16 protein-coding genes are annotated in these 14,299 nt (G+C 71.2%); 10 read left to right on the forward strand and 6 right to left on the reverse strand.

What is annotated here, in order from left to right; all coding sequences use genetic code 11:
* Positions 1 to 100 precede the first annotated feature (100 nt).
* The gene (locus O9255_RS08975; RefSeq protein ID WP_297866517.1) at positions 101 to 2,971 is read right to left on the reverse strand and encodes a pitrilysin family protein; all 2,871 of its coding nucleotides are present in this window, start codon (positions 2,969 to 2,971) and stop codon (positions 101 to 103) included.
* Between the two features lie 138 nt (positions 2,972 to 3,109).
* Here O9255_RS08975 and O9255_RS08980 point away from each other — a divergent pair, with 138 nt between their 5' ends.
* From O9255_RS08980 to O9255_RS08995, 4 genes are all read left to right on the forward strand, one after another.
* Positions 3,110 to 3,838, forward strand: coding sequence for an SDR family oxidoreductase (locus tag O9255_RS08980; RefSeq protein ID WP_297866518.1), 729 nt, complete (start codon positions 3,110 to 3,112; stop codon positions 3,836 to 3,838).
* Complete coding sequence (locus tag O9255_RS08985) at positions 3,838 to 4,638, forward strand: hypothetical protein (RefSeq protein ID WP_297866519.1); 801 nt, start codon at positions 3,838 to 3,840, stop codon at positions 4,636 to 4,638. The genes O9255_RS08980 and O9255_RS08985 overlap by 1 nt, the downstream gene beginning before the upstream one ends.
* 52 nt (positions 4,639 to 4,690) lie before the next feature.
* Positions 4,691 to 5,170: a tRNA (cytidine(34)-2'-O)-methyltransferase gene (locus O9255_RS08990; RefSeq protein WP_297866520.1), complete on the forward strand. Its 480-nt coding sequence runs from the start codon at positions 4,691 to 4,693 to the stop codon at positions 5,168 to 5,170.
* 183 nt (positions 5,171 to 5,353) lie between these two features.
* Positions 5,354 to 5,881, forward strand: coding sequence for an outer membrane beta-barrel protein (locus O9255_RS08995; RefSeq protein WP_297866521.1), 528 nt, complete (start codon positions 5,354 to 5,356; stop codon positions 5,879 to 5,881).
* 91 nt (positions 5,882 to 5,972) lie between these two features.
* Here the strand turns inward: O9255_RS08995 and O9255_RS09000 are convergent, their stop codons facing one another.
* The 5 genes from O9255_RS09000 to O9255_RS09020 all read right to left on the reverse strand — a co-directional run bounded on the left by O9255_RS09000 (position 5,973) and on the right by O9255_RS09020 (position 9,125).
* On the reverse strand, positions 5,973 to 7,001 hold the full coding sequence (locus O9255_RS09000; RefSeq protein ID WP_297866522.1) for an NAD(P)H-dependent glycerol-3-phosphate dehydrogenase: 1,029 nt from the start codon (positions 6,999 to 7,001) through the stop codon (positions 5,973 to 5,975).
* 70 nt (positions 7,002 to 7,071) lie between these two features.
* On the reverse strand, positions 7,072 to 7,572 hold the full coding sequence (gene secB / locus O9255_RS09005; protein WP_297866523.1) for a protein-export chaperone SecB: 501 nt from the start codon (positions 7,570 to 7,572) through the stop codon (positions 7,072 to 7,074).
* 114 nt (positions 7,573 to 7,686) lie between these two features.
* Positions 7,687 to 8,124 (reverse strand): rhodanese-like domain-containing protein, encoded by a 438-nt coding sequence (locus O9255_RS09010; protein ID WP_297866524.1) that lies wholly within the window; start codon positions 8,122 to 8,124, stop codon positions 7,687 to 7,689.
* Between the two features lie 83 nt (positions 8,125 to 8,207).
* A complete protein-coding gene (locus tag O9255_RS09015; RefSeq protein ID WP_297866525.1) occupies positions 8,208 to 8,627 on the reverse strand; it encodes a hypothetical protein in 420 nt (139 codons plus the stop codon).
* Between the two features lie 12 nt (positions 8,628 to 8,639).
* Positions 8,640 to 9,125 carry a YiiD C-terminal domain-containing protein gene (locus O9255_RS09020; RefSeq protein ID WP_297866526.1) on the reverse strand — a complete coding sequence of 162 codons (486 nt, stop codon included), beginning with the start codon at positions 9,123 to 9,125 and terminating at the stop codon, positions 8,640 to 8,642.
* Between O9255_RS09020 and O9255_RS09025 the strand changes: the two genes are divergently transcribed.
* From O9255_RS09025 to O9255_RS09050, 6 genes are all read left to right on the forward strand, one after another.
* Positions 9,118 to 9,873, forward strand: a complete 756-nt coding sequence (locus O9255_RS09025; protein WP_297866527.1) for a uroporphyrinogen-III synthase — start codon at positions 9,118 to 9,120, stop codon at positions 9,871 to 9,873. The two genes, O9255_RS09020 and O9255_RS09025, sit on opposite strands and share 8 nt — an antisense overlap.
* A gap of 43 nt (positions 9,874 to 9,916) precedes the next feature.
* Complete coding sequence (locus O9255_RS09030; RefSeq protein WP_297866528.1) at positions 9,917 to 10,882, forward strand: uroporphyrinogen-III C-methyltransferase; 966 nt, start codon at positions 9,917 to 9,919, stop codon at positions 10,880 to 10,882.
* Entirely contained in the window at positions 10,879 to 12,135 is a 1,257-nt protein-coding gene (locus O9255_RS09035; protein ID WP_297866529.1) for a heme biosynthesis HemY N-terminal domain-containing protein, read from the forward strand. Before O9255_RS09030 ends, O9255_RS09035 begins: the two co-directional genes overlap by 4 nt.
* A gap of 42 nt (positions 12,136 to 12,177) precedes the next feature.
* The gene (gene arfB / locus O9255_RS09040; protein ID WP_297866530.1) at positions 12,178 to 12,603 is read left to right on the forward strand and encodes an alternative ribosome rescue aminoacyl-tRNA hydrolase ArfB; all 426 of its coding nucleotides are present in this window, start codon (positions 12,178 to 12,180) and stop codon (positions 12,601 to 12,603) included.
* On the forward strand, positions 12,600 to 13,217 hold the full coding sequence (locus O9255_RS09045) for a 1-acyl-sn-glycerol-3-phosphate acyltransferase (RefSeq protein WP_297866531.1): 618 nt from the start codon (positions 12,600 to 12,602) through the stop codon (positions 13,215 to 13,217). Before arfB ends, O9255_RS09045 begins: the two co-directional genes overlap by 4 nt.
* A gap of 121 nt (positions 13,218 to 13,338) precedes the next feature.
* Positions 13,339 to 14,280, forward strand: coding sequence for a pirin family protein (locus O9255_RS09050; protein WP_297866532.1), 942 nt, complete (start codon positions 13,339 to 13,341; stop codon positions 14,278 to 14,280).
* Positions 14,281 to 14,299 lie beyond the last annotated feature (19 nt).

The following is a 14,299-nucleotide window of genomic DNA, read 5'->3' on the forward strand; positions in this document are numbered from 1 at the left end:
CAAGGTGTTCAGGAATGCGAACGCCCGGATTGTGCCGGGCGTTCGATAAATCGGCGATGAGCCCGGAGGGCGCGAAAGCGCCCGCCGGGACCGCGACGGGTCAGCGGGCCGCCGTCGCGTCGCCCACCGGGTTGCCGTCGGCGTCGATGATGCGCACCTCACCCAGGCCGAGGGCCCGGACTTCGGCTTCGATCTTCGACAGGTCGCCGACCACCACCCACGTCAGGGCCTTCGGGTCGAGCGTCTTGGCCGCTACGTTCACGCCGGTCGGGTCGAGGGCCTCGATGCGGCCGCGGCGCACTTCCACCCAGTTGTCCGGGCGGTTGTAGCGCACGATGCCGCCGATCTGGCCGAGCACCGCATTCGCCGTCTCGAACGAGCCCGGCAGGCTGCGGATCTCCGTGGCCTGGATCTTCGCCACTTCTTCGGCGGTGGCCGGCTCGCTGCCGTCGGCGTAGGCGGCGATCTCGCGCTGCATTTCCTTCAGCGCGTCGGCGGTCTTGTCGATCTGCACCGGCGCGAAGGCGATCCACGGGCGCTGGCCCTTGGCGCCCGAGCTGAAGCTGTAGGCCCCGTAGGCCCAGCTCTTGTCCTCGCGCAGGTTCATGTTGAGGCGCGAGCTGAACTCGCCACCGAGCACCGAGTTGGCGATGTCGAACTCCACCGAGCCGTCATCGGTCGTCGAGGGCGCGAGCTGGCCGGCGAGGATCGTGGCCTGGATGGCCCCCGGCTGGTCGACGAGGTGGACGCGCGGCGCGGTCGGCAGAGCGACCTCGGCGATCGTCGGCTGCGGCACCGGCGTGGCCGGGGCCTTCCAGTCGCCGAAGTGCTTCTCGAGGATCGGCGTGATCGCCTCGATCGTGGTGTCGCCGACGACGATCAGGGTGGCGTTGTCCGGGCGCACGAAATCGGCGTGGTAGGCCTTCAGGTCGTCGACCGTCAGCGAGGCGATGGAGGCCTCGGTGCCCGAGCCGGAGAACGGGATCGCGTAGGGATGGCCGGCCCCGTACATCAGCGGCGGCAGCAGGCGGTTGGCCAGCGCGTTCGGGCGGGCTTTCTCCTGCTTGATGCTGGCCAGCCACTGGGCGCGGACGCGCTCGATGTCGGCCTCGTCAAAGCGCGGGCGGCGCAGCATGTCGGCGTACAGCGCGACCGACGCGTCGAGGTTCTCGGTGAGCGCCGAGAGGAAGGCGCTGCTGTCATCCAGCGCGGCCGAGCTGCCGAGCTGGGCGCCCAGCGACTCGACGCGATCACCGAACTGCAGGGCGTCGTAGTCACCGGCGCCCTCGTCGAGCATGCCCATGGCGAAGCTCGAGGTGCCGAGCTTGCGGCCTTGGTCGGCCGCGAAACCGCCGCCGAACAGCATGTTCATCTGCACCACCGGCAGGCCGGGGCGCTCGGCGACGACGAGCTTGATGCCGTTCGACAGCGTGGCGCGCTGCAGGGCCGGGAAGCTCAAGCCCGGGAACCTGGCCGGCATCGGCGGGCCGGCGCTGCGATCAACGCTGCTGGCGACGGTGGTGAACGTCGGATCGACGGCCGGGATCGGCGGCGAGACGTAGCCTTCGCGGGCCGTGCTCTCGTCGACCACCAGGGCCGGGCGGTCGCCCGGCGTGACCAGCAGGGTCAGGTCGCCCTGCGCCAGCCAGGCCTTGCCGGCGGCCTGGACGCTGGCCGGCGTGGCGGCATCGAGCGTGTCGAGGTCGTTGCGATAGCAGCCCGGGTCGCCGGTGAACACGGTGCACTCGGCGAGTACGTCGGCCTTGCCGCCGAAGCCACCGATGCGCTCGACGCCACGGATGAAGCCGGCCTTGAACACGGTGCGGGCCTGGTCGATCTCGGCCGCGGTCGGGCCCTCGGCGAGCAGCTTGGCCATCTCCTCGTTGACGATGGCTTCGACGCGCGCCGGGTCGACGCCCTGCTTGATGTCGACCTGCAGCATGAACATGCCGCTGAGCTGGCTGCCCCACGAAAAGGCGCTGACGCTGTCGGCCAGCTGCTCGCCGAACACCAGGCGCTTGTCGAGCCGCGAGCTGCGCGAGCCGGCCAGAACCTGCGCGAGCAGCGAGAGCTTCTGGGCCTCGGCGGTGCCGAACTGCGGCGTGTTCCAGGTGCGGTACAGGCGCGCCTGCGGCACGCGGTCGCTCATCTCGAAGCGCGTGCTTTCGGTGCGGGCGGCCACGTTGAGGGCCGGCTGCGGCATGGTCGGGCCGGCCGGGATGTGGCCGAAGAACTGCTCGGCCTTGGCCTTCGCCGTCTCGACGTCGATGTCGCCGGCCAGAACGAGCACGGCGTTGTTCGGGCCGTACCAGGCCGAGAACCAGCGCTTCACGTCTTCGATGGATGCGGCGTTGAGGTCGGCCATCGAGCCGATCACGCCCCAGCTGTAGGGGTGGCCTTCCGGGTAGCGCTTCTCGGCGAGGAAATCCCGGACGCGGCCATAGGGCTGGTTCTCGCCCTGGCGCTTCTCGTTCTGCACCACGCCGCGCTGCTCGTCGAGCAGGTCTTCCGAAATCGCGCCGGCGAAGTGGCCCATGCGGTCCGACTCCATCCACAGCGCGAGGTCGAGCGCGGTGGTGGGCACGTTCTGGAAGTAGTTGGTGCGGTCGTTGTTGGTCGTGCCGTTCTGGTCGGTGGCGCCGACCTGCTCGAAGGGCTCGAAGAACTCGCCCTTCCAGTTCTCCGAGCCCTGGAACATCAGGTGCTCGAACAAGTGCGCGAAGCCCGTGCGGCCCGGCTCCTCGTCCTTGCTGCCCACGTGGTACCAGACGTTGACCGCGACGATCGGCGCCTTGCGGTCGGTGTGCACGACCACGCGCAGCCCGTTCGGCAGGGTGAAGGTTTCGTACGGGATCTGGACATTGGTCTCGGCCGGCGCGGCGGGGGCGCTGCCGGCGTCGGAGGCGGGCTGGCAGCCGGCCAGCGCGAGCGAGGCCGCGAGGGCGATGGCGAGGGGGCGAAGCAGGGGCATGGGCGAGCGTCCGCGGTGGATGATCCTTGGAGCGTAACCGGCCACCGCGGCGCCCACCCCTGCCGGATGGCATGGCCTCACGCCGTCCTTCGCTTTTGTTGACACTCGCGCCACCGCCAGAATGCCCAAGATGGCGCCATGAGCCTCTCCTCGCCCGCACCACCCGCCCGCCGCCGTGTCCTCGTGACCGGGGCCTCCCGCGGCCTCGGCCTCGAATTCGTGCGGCAACTGCTGGCCCGCGGCGACGCCGTGCTCGCCGCCTGCCGCCGCCCCGGGGAGGCCGCGACCCTCGCTGCCCTGGCTGGCGAGCACCCGGAGCGCCTGCAGGTGCGGGCACTCGAGCTGACCGATCCGGCCTCCCGCGCCGCCCTGCTCGACGACATTGCTGCCAACTGGGGCGCCATCGACCTGTTGATCAACAACGCCGGCGTGCTGGCTTCGGGGGAGCGCTTCGGCCAGCTCGACGCCGCCACCTTTCGCACCGCCTTCGAGACCAACACGCTGGCACCGCTGCTGCTCGCCGAGGCGGCGACGCCGCTGCTGGCCAAGGGCCGCGCCCCCGCGGTCGCCTGGCTGAGCTCGGTGCTGGGCTCGATCGGCGCGACGCAAAGCTTCTACACCCCGAGCTACGCGGTCTCGAAAGCCGCGTTGAACATGGCGGTGCGGTTGGCGGCGATCCCGATGGCGGAGCAGGGCATCCGCAGCGTCGCCCTGCACCCGGGGTGGGTGAAGACCGGCATGGGTGGCCCTGCTGCACCGCTGGAGGCACCGGAATCGGTGAGCGGGATGCTGCGGGTGATCGACACGCTGCCGGCCGATGTCCGCGGCGACTTCATCGACTATTCCGGGGAGACCTTGCCATGGTGATGCGCCCATCCAAACTGCGTCGCGCTCGCCCCATCGGCATGCTGGCCGCGGGTCTTTTCTTCGCCGCGCTGCCGGCGTCGGCCGCCTATCGCGAGGAGGTCGGCCTCGCCGCCGACCTCGACAGCGGCGAGGCCCTCTACCGGGAGCAGCACCTGATGCGCGCCGCGCCGGATGGCGGGTTGTTGGAGCGGCTGGTCGTCTACCGCTGCGTTGACGGCACGCCGTTCGCGCGCAAGCGCGTCGACTATCGCGGTGCCGCGGCCGCGCCGTCCTTCCAGTTCGAGGACGTGCGCAGCGGCTACCGCGAAGGCGTGTCGCGCACCGGTGGCGCCCCTCGCGTCTTCGTCGATCGTCCCGACGCCGAACCACAGCAGGCGCCGCTCCCCGAGGGCAATCTCGTCGCCGATGCCGGCTTCGACCAGTGGGTGCGCCGTGAATGGCCGCGCCTCACGGCTGGCGAGAGCGTGCCGATGGCCTTCCTCGTGCCGTCGCGCCTGACCAGCTACGACTTCAAGGTGTACGAGGTCGAGGGTGACGAGGTTGATGCTGCCGGTGATCGGCGCTTCCGCCTGCGCTTGGGCGGCCTGCTGGGCTGGATCGCCCCGCACATCGACGTGGTCTACGCCGAGCGCGACCAGCGCCTGCTGCGTTTCGAGGGGCTGTCGAACCTGCGCGACGACGCCGGCGACGATCCGCTGAAGGTGCGCATCGAGTTCCCCGAGCCCCCGAAGGCGGCCGATGCCGAGGCGTTCTCGCGCCTCGCCGCCGAACCGCTTCGCGCTTGTCGCGTCGGCGCCTGACAGCGCGCGTCGACGCGGCGATACTCGCGGCCTTCGCGGCCGCCTGATCGCCATGTTCCACGTCGTGCTGTTCCAACCCGAGATCCCGCCCAACACCGGCAACGCGATCCGCCTGTGCGCGAACACCGGCGCGACCCTGCACCTGGTGCGCCCGCTGGGCTTCGACGTCGACGACGCCCGCCTGCGCCGCGCCGGGCTCGACTACCGCGAGTTCGCGACGATGCGCGTGCACGACGACCTCGATGCCTGCATCGCAGCGATCGGTCCGACGCGCTGGTGGGTGGTGGAGACCGGGGAAGCGACACGCTTCGACCGCGTCACCTATCGCGAAGGCGATGCCTTCCTGTTCGGTCGCGAGACGAGCGGCCTGCCCGACGAGGTGCTCGCGCGATTCGTTGTCGGCGCGCGCATCGCGCTGCCGATGCGCGAAGGCAATCGCTCGCTCAATCTCTCCAACGCCGTTGCCGTTACCGTGTTCGAAGCGTGGCGGCAGTGCGGTTATGCCGGAAGTCACGGCGCGGCGGACGCTTGAGAAAACGCAGGGTCGCATCTTCCGCAACCGCAAGTCCCCGTGGTCAGCAACGCGCGGATTCAATGCCAATGCTGCGCTGAATGTTCACTCTTCGTTGGGTTGTCGCTGCGCTGCGCGGCTGTTTTTCTGTAGCCGTCGCCCAGCCCCGGCTTCGCGACTCCCCACACAAGAACGAGAAACGCCATGAAGAAGACCCTGATTGCCCTCGCCCTCGTCGCCATGCTGCCGCTGTCGGCCAACGCCGCCGAGCGCAGCTACACCTACGTCGAAGGCACCTACAACAACATCGACAGCGATATCGATGGCTTCGGCGTGCGCGGCTCGGTCGAGTTCGCCGACACCGGCTTCTACGCCCTCGGCAACTACCAGAACTTCTCGGAGCGCGGCGCCGACGCCGACTTCTGGGAGCTCGGCCTTGGCTACGCCCTGAACCTCTCCGACAACGTCGACCTGGTCGCCGAAGCGGCGCACACCGACCTCGACATCGTCGACGGCTATCGCGTGTCTGCGGGCGTCCGCGGCAACTTCACCGAGAACTTCGAGTACCTCGGCAAGGTGAACTACCGCGACGTCGACGCGTTCGGCGACGACTTCACCTACACGGCCGGCCTGCAGTACAAGTTCAGCCCGACCTGGGGCGTGACCGGCGAAGTCGAGTTCGACAACGACGACGGCGAGATCTACACCGTCGGCCTGCGCGCCAGCTTCTGATCCACCCGCGAGGACGCTGTCGTTTCCCGGCAGCGTTTCCGTCACCCGCAACGCCCGGCTTCGGCCGGGCGTTGTCGTTTCCGAGCGGCGCTCAGCGGTCGCGGAACAGGCTTTCCGGGTATTCCGGCTTCTGCTCGCGCGCCAGCAGTTCCTTGAGGCCTTCCACCGGCGTGATCTCGCCATGCAGCACGCGCTGCACCTGGTGGCTGATCGGCAGCTCGATGCCGTGGGCATCGGCTTGGCGCATCACTTCGTCGGCCGTCTGCACCGACTCGACGACCTGGCCGATGGCGGCCACGGCTTCGGCGAGGGTCTGGCCCTTGCCCAGCGCGAGTCCGAGGCGGCGGTTGCGCGAGAGGTCGCCGGTGCAGGTGAGCACCAGGTCGCCGACGCCGGCGAGGCCCATCAGCGTTTCCGGGCGTGCGCCGAGCGCGGCGCCGAGGCGCAGCATCTCGTTCATGCCGCGGGTGATCAGGCCGGCGCGGGCGTTGAGCCCGAGGCCCATGCCATCGGCGACGCCGGTGGCCACGGCCAGCACGTTCTTCATCGCGCCGCCGAGTTCGGCGCCGAGCATGTCGGTGCCGGTGTAGGCGCGGAACGCCGGGCCGTGCAGCTTCTCCGCCACGAGCTGGGCGAAGTCGGCGTCATCGGAATGCGCGGTGACGGCGGTCGGCAGGCCTTGCGCGACCTCCTTGGCGAACGACGGGCCGGTGACCACGGCCAGCGGCACGCCGCGGCCGAGCAGTTCGCCAGCGACTTCGTGCAGGAAGCGCCCGGTGCCGGGTTCGAAGCCCTTCGTCGCCCAGGCCACGCCGCAGCCTTCCGGGCGCAACGGGGCCAGGCGGCGGATCGTCTCGGTAAAGGCGTGGCTGGGGGTCACCACCAGCAGCATCGACGCGGCGCGCACGGCCGCCTCGAAATCGGTGGTGGCGCGCAGGCTCGGCGGCAGCGCCACGCCCGGCAGGTAGCGGGTGTTCTCGTGGCGGGCGTTGATGCCCTCGACCTGGGCCGCGTCGCGGCCCCAGATCAGGGTGTCGTGGCCCTGCCGCGCCATCTGCGCGGCGAGGGCGGTGCCCCAAGAGCCGGAGCCCAGCACGGTGACGGTGGTCGTCGCGGTCATGGGGGCGTCCTCTCGAAGCGGGGCGGTGCATCGCCCGGCGGGTGGGCCGGGCGGACGATCCAGTGGCGGATCAGGCGTTGCCGACGGCCGGGGCGCTGGCCGACTTCAGCTGTTCGGCGCGGCGGCGCAGGCTCTCGGCGTAGATCGCCTCGAAGTTGATCGGCTGCAGGTAGAAGGGCGGGAAGCCACCGGCCTGGATCAGCTCCGACGCCATCTGGCGGGCGTACGGGAACAGCACGTTCGGGCAGTAGGTGCCGAGCATGAAGTCGAGGTTGCGCTCGTCGAAGCCGTTCAGGCCGAAGATGCCCGCCTGCTCGAGTTCGACGATGTAGACCGTCTTTTCGCCGAGCTTGCAGGTGAGATTGATGCCGAGGATGACTTCGTAGACGTCGTCCGCCAGCTTGCCGACCTTCTGGTTCAGATTGAGGTTCAGGTCGGGATTGCCCTGCTCGTTGAACACCATCGGGGTGCCCGGGGCCTCGAACGAGATGTCCTTGACGTAGATCTTCTGGATCGCGAACTGGGCCTGCTGGTCGGCGCCGGCGGCGCCCTGGATGTTTTCGTCAGCCACGGGTGGAACTCCGAATCAGAGAAAGGAATGGGTCAGCGCGCCAGTATCGCATGCGCCGGATTTCCGGATGGGGGCGCCGGAAGGGGAGGGCAAGGGGGCGGAAGCCCCGGTGGCTCAACGACCCTTGCCGACCGGCATCTCGGCCTGGCGCCAGCCGGCCAGCCCGCCGTCCAGCACGCTGACCTTGGTGAAGCCGGCCTTCTTGAGCTTCGCGGCGGCCCCGTGGGCGCTCATGCCGGTGCGGCAGGTGACGATGACCGGGCGCTCCTTGGCCTTCGACAGCTGCTTGTGCTTGTCCGGATCGAGGTCGGCCAGCGGCGCGGAGACCGAGCCGGGGATATGGGCCTTGGCGAAATCGGCGGCCGGCGAGACGTCGACGACGAGGGCGTCCTCGCGGTTCATCAGCAGGGTGGCCTGCGCCGGCGACAGCCCGGCGATGCCGGACAGGCGGTGCTTCACCTCGGTGAAGATCACGGCCACCGTCAGGCCGGCGAACGCCAGGCTGAGCAGCGGAGAGGATTGGGCGAAGGCGGTGAGCTGGTCCCAGGACATCGGGGCCTCAGGGGAACGGAAGGGCCGGCATTATCCGTCGGCCCGGGGCCGGCCACCAGCGCGGCGGCGGCCCGGCCAGGGAATCAGCGGTCCTGCGCGAGGACCGGCAGGCCCTCGGTCTGCCACCAGCGCTCCGCCTCCTCGTCGTAGCGCCAGATCTCGCGGACGCGCACCACGCGCTCGGCCTGGGTGTGGCGGTTGACCACCCCGAGTTCGACTTCGCGGGCGATCCGGCCGTCCGGCAGCGTGACGCTGGCGACGAGGTTGTAGTTCGTGATCTGCACCTGCTTGAGGCGCTCGAGCTCGAAATCGCTGAGCGGCTTGGCCTCGCGCACCTTCGGGTCGACCATGTCCCAGGCGACCTCGAAGTTGTTCCAGCGGATGGCGCCGGAATAGTCGTAGAGCGTGCGGTCGAGGGCGTCGGGCTTGCTGCCCGCACCGCTGCTGCAGGCGGCGAGCAGCGCGACGAGGAGGGCGAGGGCGATGCGGGGGAGTCGGCTCATGAGGCGAGTATGTCAGTGGGAGGCGACGGCGGCATAACGGGCGCTGAGCGTGGTGATCGGTTGGCCCGTGGCATCGCGTACCGACGCTTCCAGCACGATGCCGCCGCGCCCGCGCTGGGCCAGCTTGCTCAGCAGGGCGTCGAGTGCTTCGGCGCCGGGCACCTCGGCCACCGCAATGAGGTCGGCATAGAGCGGCGCGTGGTACTTCAACGTGCTGTCCGCGACATAGACCTCGGCCTTGACGCCGCGGGCGTGGAGCGCCGACTCCAATGCGCCCCAGCCGGCCAGGGTCAGCAGGCTGGCAAGGCTGCCGCCGAAGGCGCAGGCCTTGTCGTTGACGTTGAGCCCCAGCGGCGCTTCCAGCACCACGCGCTCGGCGTCGCAGCGGGTCACGCGCACGCCGAGCGCGGCCACGGGCGGCATCGCGTCGAGCAGGGACTGGAGGCGGGAAACGGCGTCGTCGGCCATGGCGCTGTGCGAGAGTTCGGGAATGGACACGCCAACGACATCGACGCTGTGGTCGCTGCGGCCGGCGGGCGAGCATGCGGCGCTGCGCCGGTTGGCGCAAGGCGCGGGATTCCGCCTGCGCGTGCTGCCGTTGCAGCGCCTGGTCGCGCGCCCCGAAGTCGCGCAACTCGCCGCGGCACTGGCCGCGCCGATCCGGCTCTACACCAGCCCGGCAGCGGTGCGCTTCGCGGCCTTCCAGGCGGCGGGTGGACTGTGTCGCGAGGGCCTTGATCTCGCCGTCGGCAGCGGCACGGCCGCCGCGCTGCGCCGTGCGGGCGTGGCCGATGCGCGGTCGCCAGCGCGCATGGACAGCGAAGGCGTGCTGGCGATGGCGGAGTTGCAGTCGGTCGGCGGGCTTGCGCTGGGTGTGATCACGGCGCCGGGTGGCCGCGGCTTGCTGGTGCCGGCGCTGCGCGAACGCGGCGCCGAGGTGCGGGTGGCTGAGGTCTACCAACGCGCCGATCTGAGGGGCGAGGCGCGCCGCCTCGCGGCTTTTGCCGACGATCCCGGCGCCGTGCTGGTGGCCAGCAGCGCGGAAGCCTTCGGCCGGCTCGAGGCGCTCCTTCCGGACGCCTCATCGGTCCGGGGCCGCGCCTTGCGGGCGCGACCGGTGGTGGTGAGCAGCCCGCGGCTCGCGGCGCTGGCCGCCCACGCCGGGTTCGTGCGGGTGCTCGCCGCCGAAGGCCCCACGCCGTCGGCGCTCGTCGCGGCGGCGTCGCGCGTACCGAACGTACAATGACGCTCGCGGCACTGCGCCGCGCACCCCCCTGATGACGCCCTCGATGGATCGCCCGTTGCTCCGCCCGCTGCTGATCGCCCTTCCCCTGCTGGCCGCCGGCGGTGCCGGTGCGTGGTGGTGGTTCACGCGGCCTGCGCCCGAGGCCGCGCCGGACCCGCTCTCGAACGCCGTGCTCGATCAGCGCCTGCTGGCGGTGGAGCAGGCGATCGCTTCGATCGAGCGCGGGCAGTCGCGGACATCGCAGCGGCTCGCCGATCTCGAGGCGCGGAGCACCGTGCAGCGCGAAGAGCTGCTCGGCTGGGGCCAGCGCACGGCCCTGCTCGAGGAAAGCGTGCAGCAGGTCGCGGCCGGCCCGCAGGGCGAGAGCGGTATCGCGCTCCGTCTCGACGAGGTCGACTTGCTGTTGAGTTTCGCGGAAACGCGGCTGGCGCTGTCCGGCGATATCGATGGCGCGCGCCGCGCCTACGGTTTCGCCGACGGGCTGTTGTCCGCTCTCACGGCGCCGCAGTACGTGAACCTCCGCCAGTCGCTGGCGCAGGAGCAGGCGGCGCTTGCCGCGCTGCCGCCCGATCCGAGGCTGGCGGCGCGTGGGGCCATCGATGCCATCGAAGCCGCCCTGCCGGCGCTCGAGACCGCGCCGGCCGAAGAGGCCCCGGCCGCTCCGGCGTCGGCGCTCGACAAGGTGCTGGATGCGCTGGTCGACGTGCGTCCGCGCGGCGCGCAGGACCTGTTGGCCCCGGCCGACCGCCAGCGCGGCCTCGCGGCCCTGCGCCTCGAACTTGGCCTCGCACGCTTGGCCATCGAGCGCCGCGACAGCGATGGGCTGCAGGCCGCGGCCACGCGTGCGCAGGACTGGATGCGCCGCCTGTATGCCACGAGCGCGTCGTTGGAGGCCGAAGCCGCCCGGCTTGATGCGCTCGCCAAGACGAACCTCGCCCTCGACGTGCCGGTGCTCGGCAGCACGCTGGTCCAGCTTCGCGCGCAGCGGCGGAGCGAGGGGGCGCGATGAAGCTGTTTCCCGCGCTGCTGCTGGGACTGCTGATCGCCCTGTTGGCGGGCTTCGGTTGGCAGTTGCTGCGCGAGCAGGACGGCTTGCTGGTGCTGCAATGGGGCGACACTTTGGTGAGCCTGCGCGCCGAGGTTGCGGCGCTGGCCTGGGGCCTCGCGACCGTCGTGCTGCTTGGGCTGATCGCCCTGCTGCGCCTGCCCTTCCGCGCGGTGCGGAAGTATTCCCAGCGCTTGGCGCGCGAGCGCCTGAGCAACGGCCTGCTCGCGCTGCAGCAGGGTCGTCCGGAGCGCGCCGAGCACTTGCTCGCGCTGGCGGCCAAGCGCAGCAGCATCGATCGCGTGCCTGCCCTGCTGCACGCCATTGGCGCGGCCCGTGCGGCCGGCTTGGCCGAACGCGTGCGGGCGCATCGCGTGGCCTTGTCCAAGGCCGACCCCTTGGTTGCTTCGCTCGAACAGAGTGCCGCATGGCTGGCGGAGGACCGCGCGCTGGAAGCGCTGGCCAGCCTCGACACCGCCGCGGCCGGCACGACCCTGCCGCCCGCCGGCGTCTTGCTCCGGGCCGAGGCGCTGGCGCGGCTCGGGCGCGCGGACGAAGCGCTGCCGATGGTGGCCCGCTTGCGCAGCGAGCGCGGCACCGATGCTGCGGCCCTCGCGACCCTCGAGACCCGCCTCGCGGAGTCCGCCCTGATCGACGCCCAGGAAGCCGGCACCCTGCTGATCCGCTGGAAGGGCCTGCCGCCCGCGCTGCGCGCCCAGTCTTCGGTGCTGGTGGCTTTTGCACGCCGCGCGGCCGCCCTGCACGTCGAGGCGCAGGCGGCCCAGGCGCTCGCTGAAGCCATCGACGCGCGCTGGGACGAGGAGGCGGTGGCGGCGTTCGGTGCCCTGCCGACCTTCTCCGGCGACGAGCGTCTCGCTCGGGCCGAAGCCTGGCTGGCCGCGCATTCCACGTCGCCCGCCCTGCTGCTGGCCTTGGGCCGCCTGTGCCGTGCCAAGGCGTTGCCGGGCAAGGCCGAGACTTACTTCCACCGCGCCATCGCGCAGGGTGCCGGCGCCGAGGCTTGGGAAGCCCTGGGCGACCTGATGGCCGCGGGGAACGATCCGCGTGCCGCGATCGCTTTCGGCAATGCGTTGAAGGTGGCCCGCGCCGAGCCGCCGCTGGCCTTCCCGGGCCGTGGCCTGCGCGAGCGGATCGGCGACGCCGCCGCCGGCGAGGAACGTGACGAATTCGGCCATCCGCGACTGCCGGCGGCCTGAGGCGACGACTGCCCTGCGGTGCCGCGCTTACACTGCGCGGCAATGACCGCGCTTCCGCCCCTCACCATTCCCGACAGCGAGCTCGAGGAGCGCTTCGTGCGCAGCTCGGGGCCGGGCGGGCAGAACGTCAACAAGGTCGCCAGCGCGGTGGAGCTCCGCTTCGACGTGCGCGCCTCGGCCACCTTGCCCGAGGCCGTGCGCGACCGCCTGCTCGCGCGCCGCGACCGGCGCATGACCGAGGACGGTGTGCTGGTGATCCAGGCCCAGCGCTTCCGCACGCAGGATCGCAACCGCGAGGATGCGCGGGAGCGCCTGCAGGCCTTGATCGAAGCCTGTCGCGTGGCGCCGAAAAAGCGCATCGCCACCAAGCCGACGAAGGGTTCGCAGGAGCGCCGGCTCGGCAGCAAGCGTGAGCGCGCGCAGGTGAAGCGGGAGCGCGCCTCGCGGCGCTGGGAGCGCGAACCATGAATGCGATCACGGCACGCGCGGCTGACGCCCCGGCCCCGGTCCTGCCGCCGAATGCACCGCGTGGCGGCACCGCGCCGCTGTGGCGCCGCGTCGGGACGGCGATCCTCCGCCTCGGGCGCTGGCGCATGGAGGGCGAGTGGCCCGACGAGCCACGACTGGTGGTGATCGCCGCGCCGCATTCGTCGGCCTGGGATGCGGTATGGGGCTTCGCGATGCTGCTGGCCATGGATCTGGGCGTGGTCTTCATGGCGAAGAAGGAGATCTTCGTCGGCCCCCTCGCCTGGTACATGCGACGCATGGGTGGTCTCCCGGTCGACCGCGCCGCGCCGGGTGGCGTCGCCGACCAGGTGGCCACGCGCCTGCGTGAGGCGGACCGCATGTGGTTCGTGCTGGCGCCGGAGGGCACGCGCCGCCGTGTCGATAAGTGGAAGACCGGTTTCTGGAAGATCGCCCGCGCCGCCGACGTGCCCGTGCTCTGCGTGGCCTTCGATTACCCCAACCGTTGCGTCCGCATCGGCCCGCTGATGCGCTGCAGCGACGACTTCGACGTCGACATGGTCGGCATCCGCGCGTGGTACCGGCCGTTCATGGGCAAGAACCGGGGTACGGTCTAGCGCGCGAGGTCCGGGCCGTGCGGGCGAGGCCTGTGTGCCATCGTCGGCCGTTGCGGCCGCGCAATGCGGCGTTCCGGCCTGCGCCTTGAGCGGCTTCGGCAGGGCGTGGAGCATTCCCGGCATGAACGCCATCCCCGCCGCTTCCGCGCCCGTGCTGCACGCGCCTCGACACGTGCTGCGCCTCTCCACCGGCATGCCGACCTCCGACGGTGCCGGCGTGAAGCTCACGCGTCTGATCGGCACGCCGCAGCAGCCGCCGGTCGATCCCTTCCTGATGCTCGATGCCTTCGGCACCGAGCGGCCGCAGGACTACATCGCCGGTTTCCCGCCGCACCCGCACCGCGGCTTCGAGACCGTCACGTACATGCTCAAGGGGCGCATGCGCCATCGCGACAACAAGGGCGGCGAAGGCCTGCTGGTGCCGGGCAGCGTGCAGTGGATGACCGCGGGCCGCGGCATCGTGCATTCCGAGATGCCCGAGCAGGTGGAAGGCGAGATGCGCGGCTTCCAGCTGTGGGTGAACCTGCCGGCGAAGGACAAGATGCGCGCGCCGCGCTACCAGGACATCGGTCCGGAGCACCTGCCGGTGATGCAGCTCGATGCCAACGGCACCGCGCTGGCGCAGGGCGCGGGCCTCGAAGTGCCGGTGCTCGACACGCCCGGCGCGATCGCGGCGGTGAAGGTGATCGCCGGTGCGGTGGCGGGCGTCGCGGGGCCGGTGCAGGCCGAAGCCACGCAGCCGCTCTTCGTCGACGTGGTCTTGGCGCCCAACGCGAGCCTCGCGCTCCCGATGGCGATCGGCCACCAGGGTTTCGTGCATGTGTTCGGCGGTGCCTTGCGCTTGGCCGCCAGCGGCGGAGAGGCTGAGGTGCGCACGGGCCAGCTCGCCGTGCTGTCGGACGGTGACCACCTTGCCTTGCGCGCCGGCGCCGAGGGCGCGCGGTTGATCGTCGTCGCAGGGCGCCCGCTGCGCGAGCCGGTGGCCTGGCACGGGCCCTTCGTGATGAACACCGCCGACGAGATCCGCGAAGCGATCGCCGACTTCCAGGCCGGGCGCTTCTAGGGCGGCACCCCAGCGCGCA

Origin of the sequence: Silanimonas sp., from assembly GCF_027530345.1 — a bacterium.
Classification (GTDB): Bacteria; Pseudomonadota; Gammaproteobacteria; order Xanthomonadales; family Xanthomonadaceae; genus Silanimonas.

Bases quoted from the DNA above. Each gene is read 5' to 3' on its own strand.
- O9255_RS09025 (WP_297866527.1), top strand. From the start codon at position 9,118: ATGGACACGCCAACGACATCGACGCTGTGGTCGCTGCGGCCGGCGGGC.
- O9255_RS09015 (WP_297866525.1), bottom strand. From the start codon at position 8,627: ATGAGCCGACTCCCCCGCATCGCCCTCGCCCTCCTCGTCGCGCTGCTC.
- O9255_RS09050 (WP_297866532.1), top strand. From the start codon at position 13,339: ATGAACGCCATCCCCGCCGCTTCCGCGCCCGTGCTGCACGCGCCTCGA.
- O9255_RS08975 (WP_297866517.1), bottom strand. From the start codon at position 2,971: ATGCCCCTGCTTCGCCCCCTCGCCATCGCCCTCGCGGCCTCGCTCGCG.
- O9255_RS09045 (WP_297866531.1), top strand. From the start codon at position 12,600: ATGAATGCGATCACGGCACGCGCGGCTGACGCCCCGGCCCCGGTCCTG.
- O9255_RS09010 (WP_297866524.1), bottom strand. From the start codon at position 8,124: ATGTCCTGGGACCAGCTCACCGCCTTCGCCCAATCCTCTCCGCTGCTC.
- O9255_RS09000 (WP_297866522.1), bottom strand. From the start codon at position 7,001: ATGACCGCGACGACCACCGTCACCGTGCTGGGCTCCGGCTCTTGGGGC.
- O9255_RS09035 (WP_297866529.1), top strand. From the start codon at position 10,879: ATGAAGCTGTTTCCCGCGCTGCTGCTGGGACTGCTGATCGCCCTGTTG.
- O9255_RS08985 (WP_297866519.1), top strand. From the start codon at position 3,838: ATGCGCCCATCCAAACTGCGTCGCGCTCGCCCCATCGGCATGCTGGCC.
- O9255_RS08990 (WP_297866520.1), top strand. From the start codon at position 4,691: ATGTTCCACGTCGTGCTGTTCCAACCCGAGATCCCGCCCAACACCGGC.
- arfB (WP_297866530.1), top strand. From the start codon at position 12,178: ATGACCGCGCTTCCGCCCCTCACCATTCCCGACAGCGAGCTCGAGGAG.
- O9255_RS08995 (WP_297866521.1), top strand. From the start codon at position 5,354: ATGAAGAAGACCCTGATTGCCCTCGCCCTCGTCGCCATGCTGCCGCTG.
- O9255_RS09030 (WP_297866528.1), top strand. From the start codon at position 9,917: ATGGATCGCCCGTTGCTCCGCCCGCTGCTGATCGCCCTTCCCCTGCTG.
- O9255_RS08980 (WP_297866518.1), top strand. From the start codon at position 3,110: ATGAGCCTCTCCTCGCCCGCACCACCCGCCCGCCGCCGTGTCCTCGTG.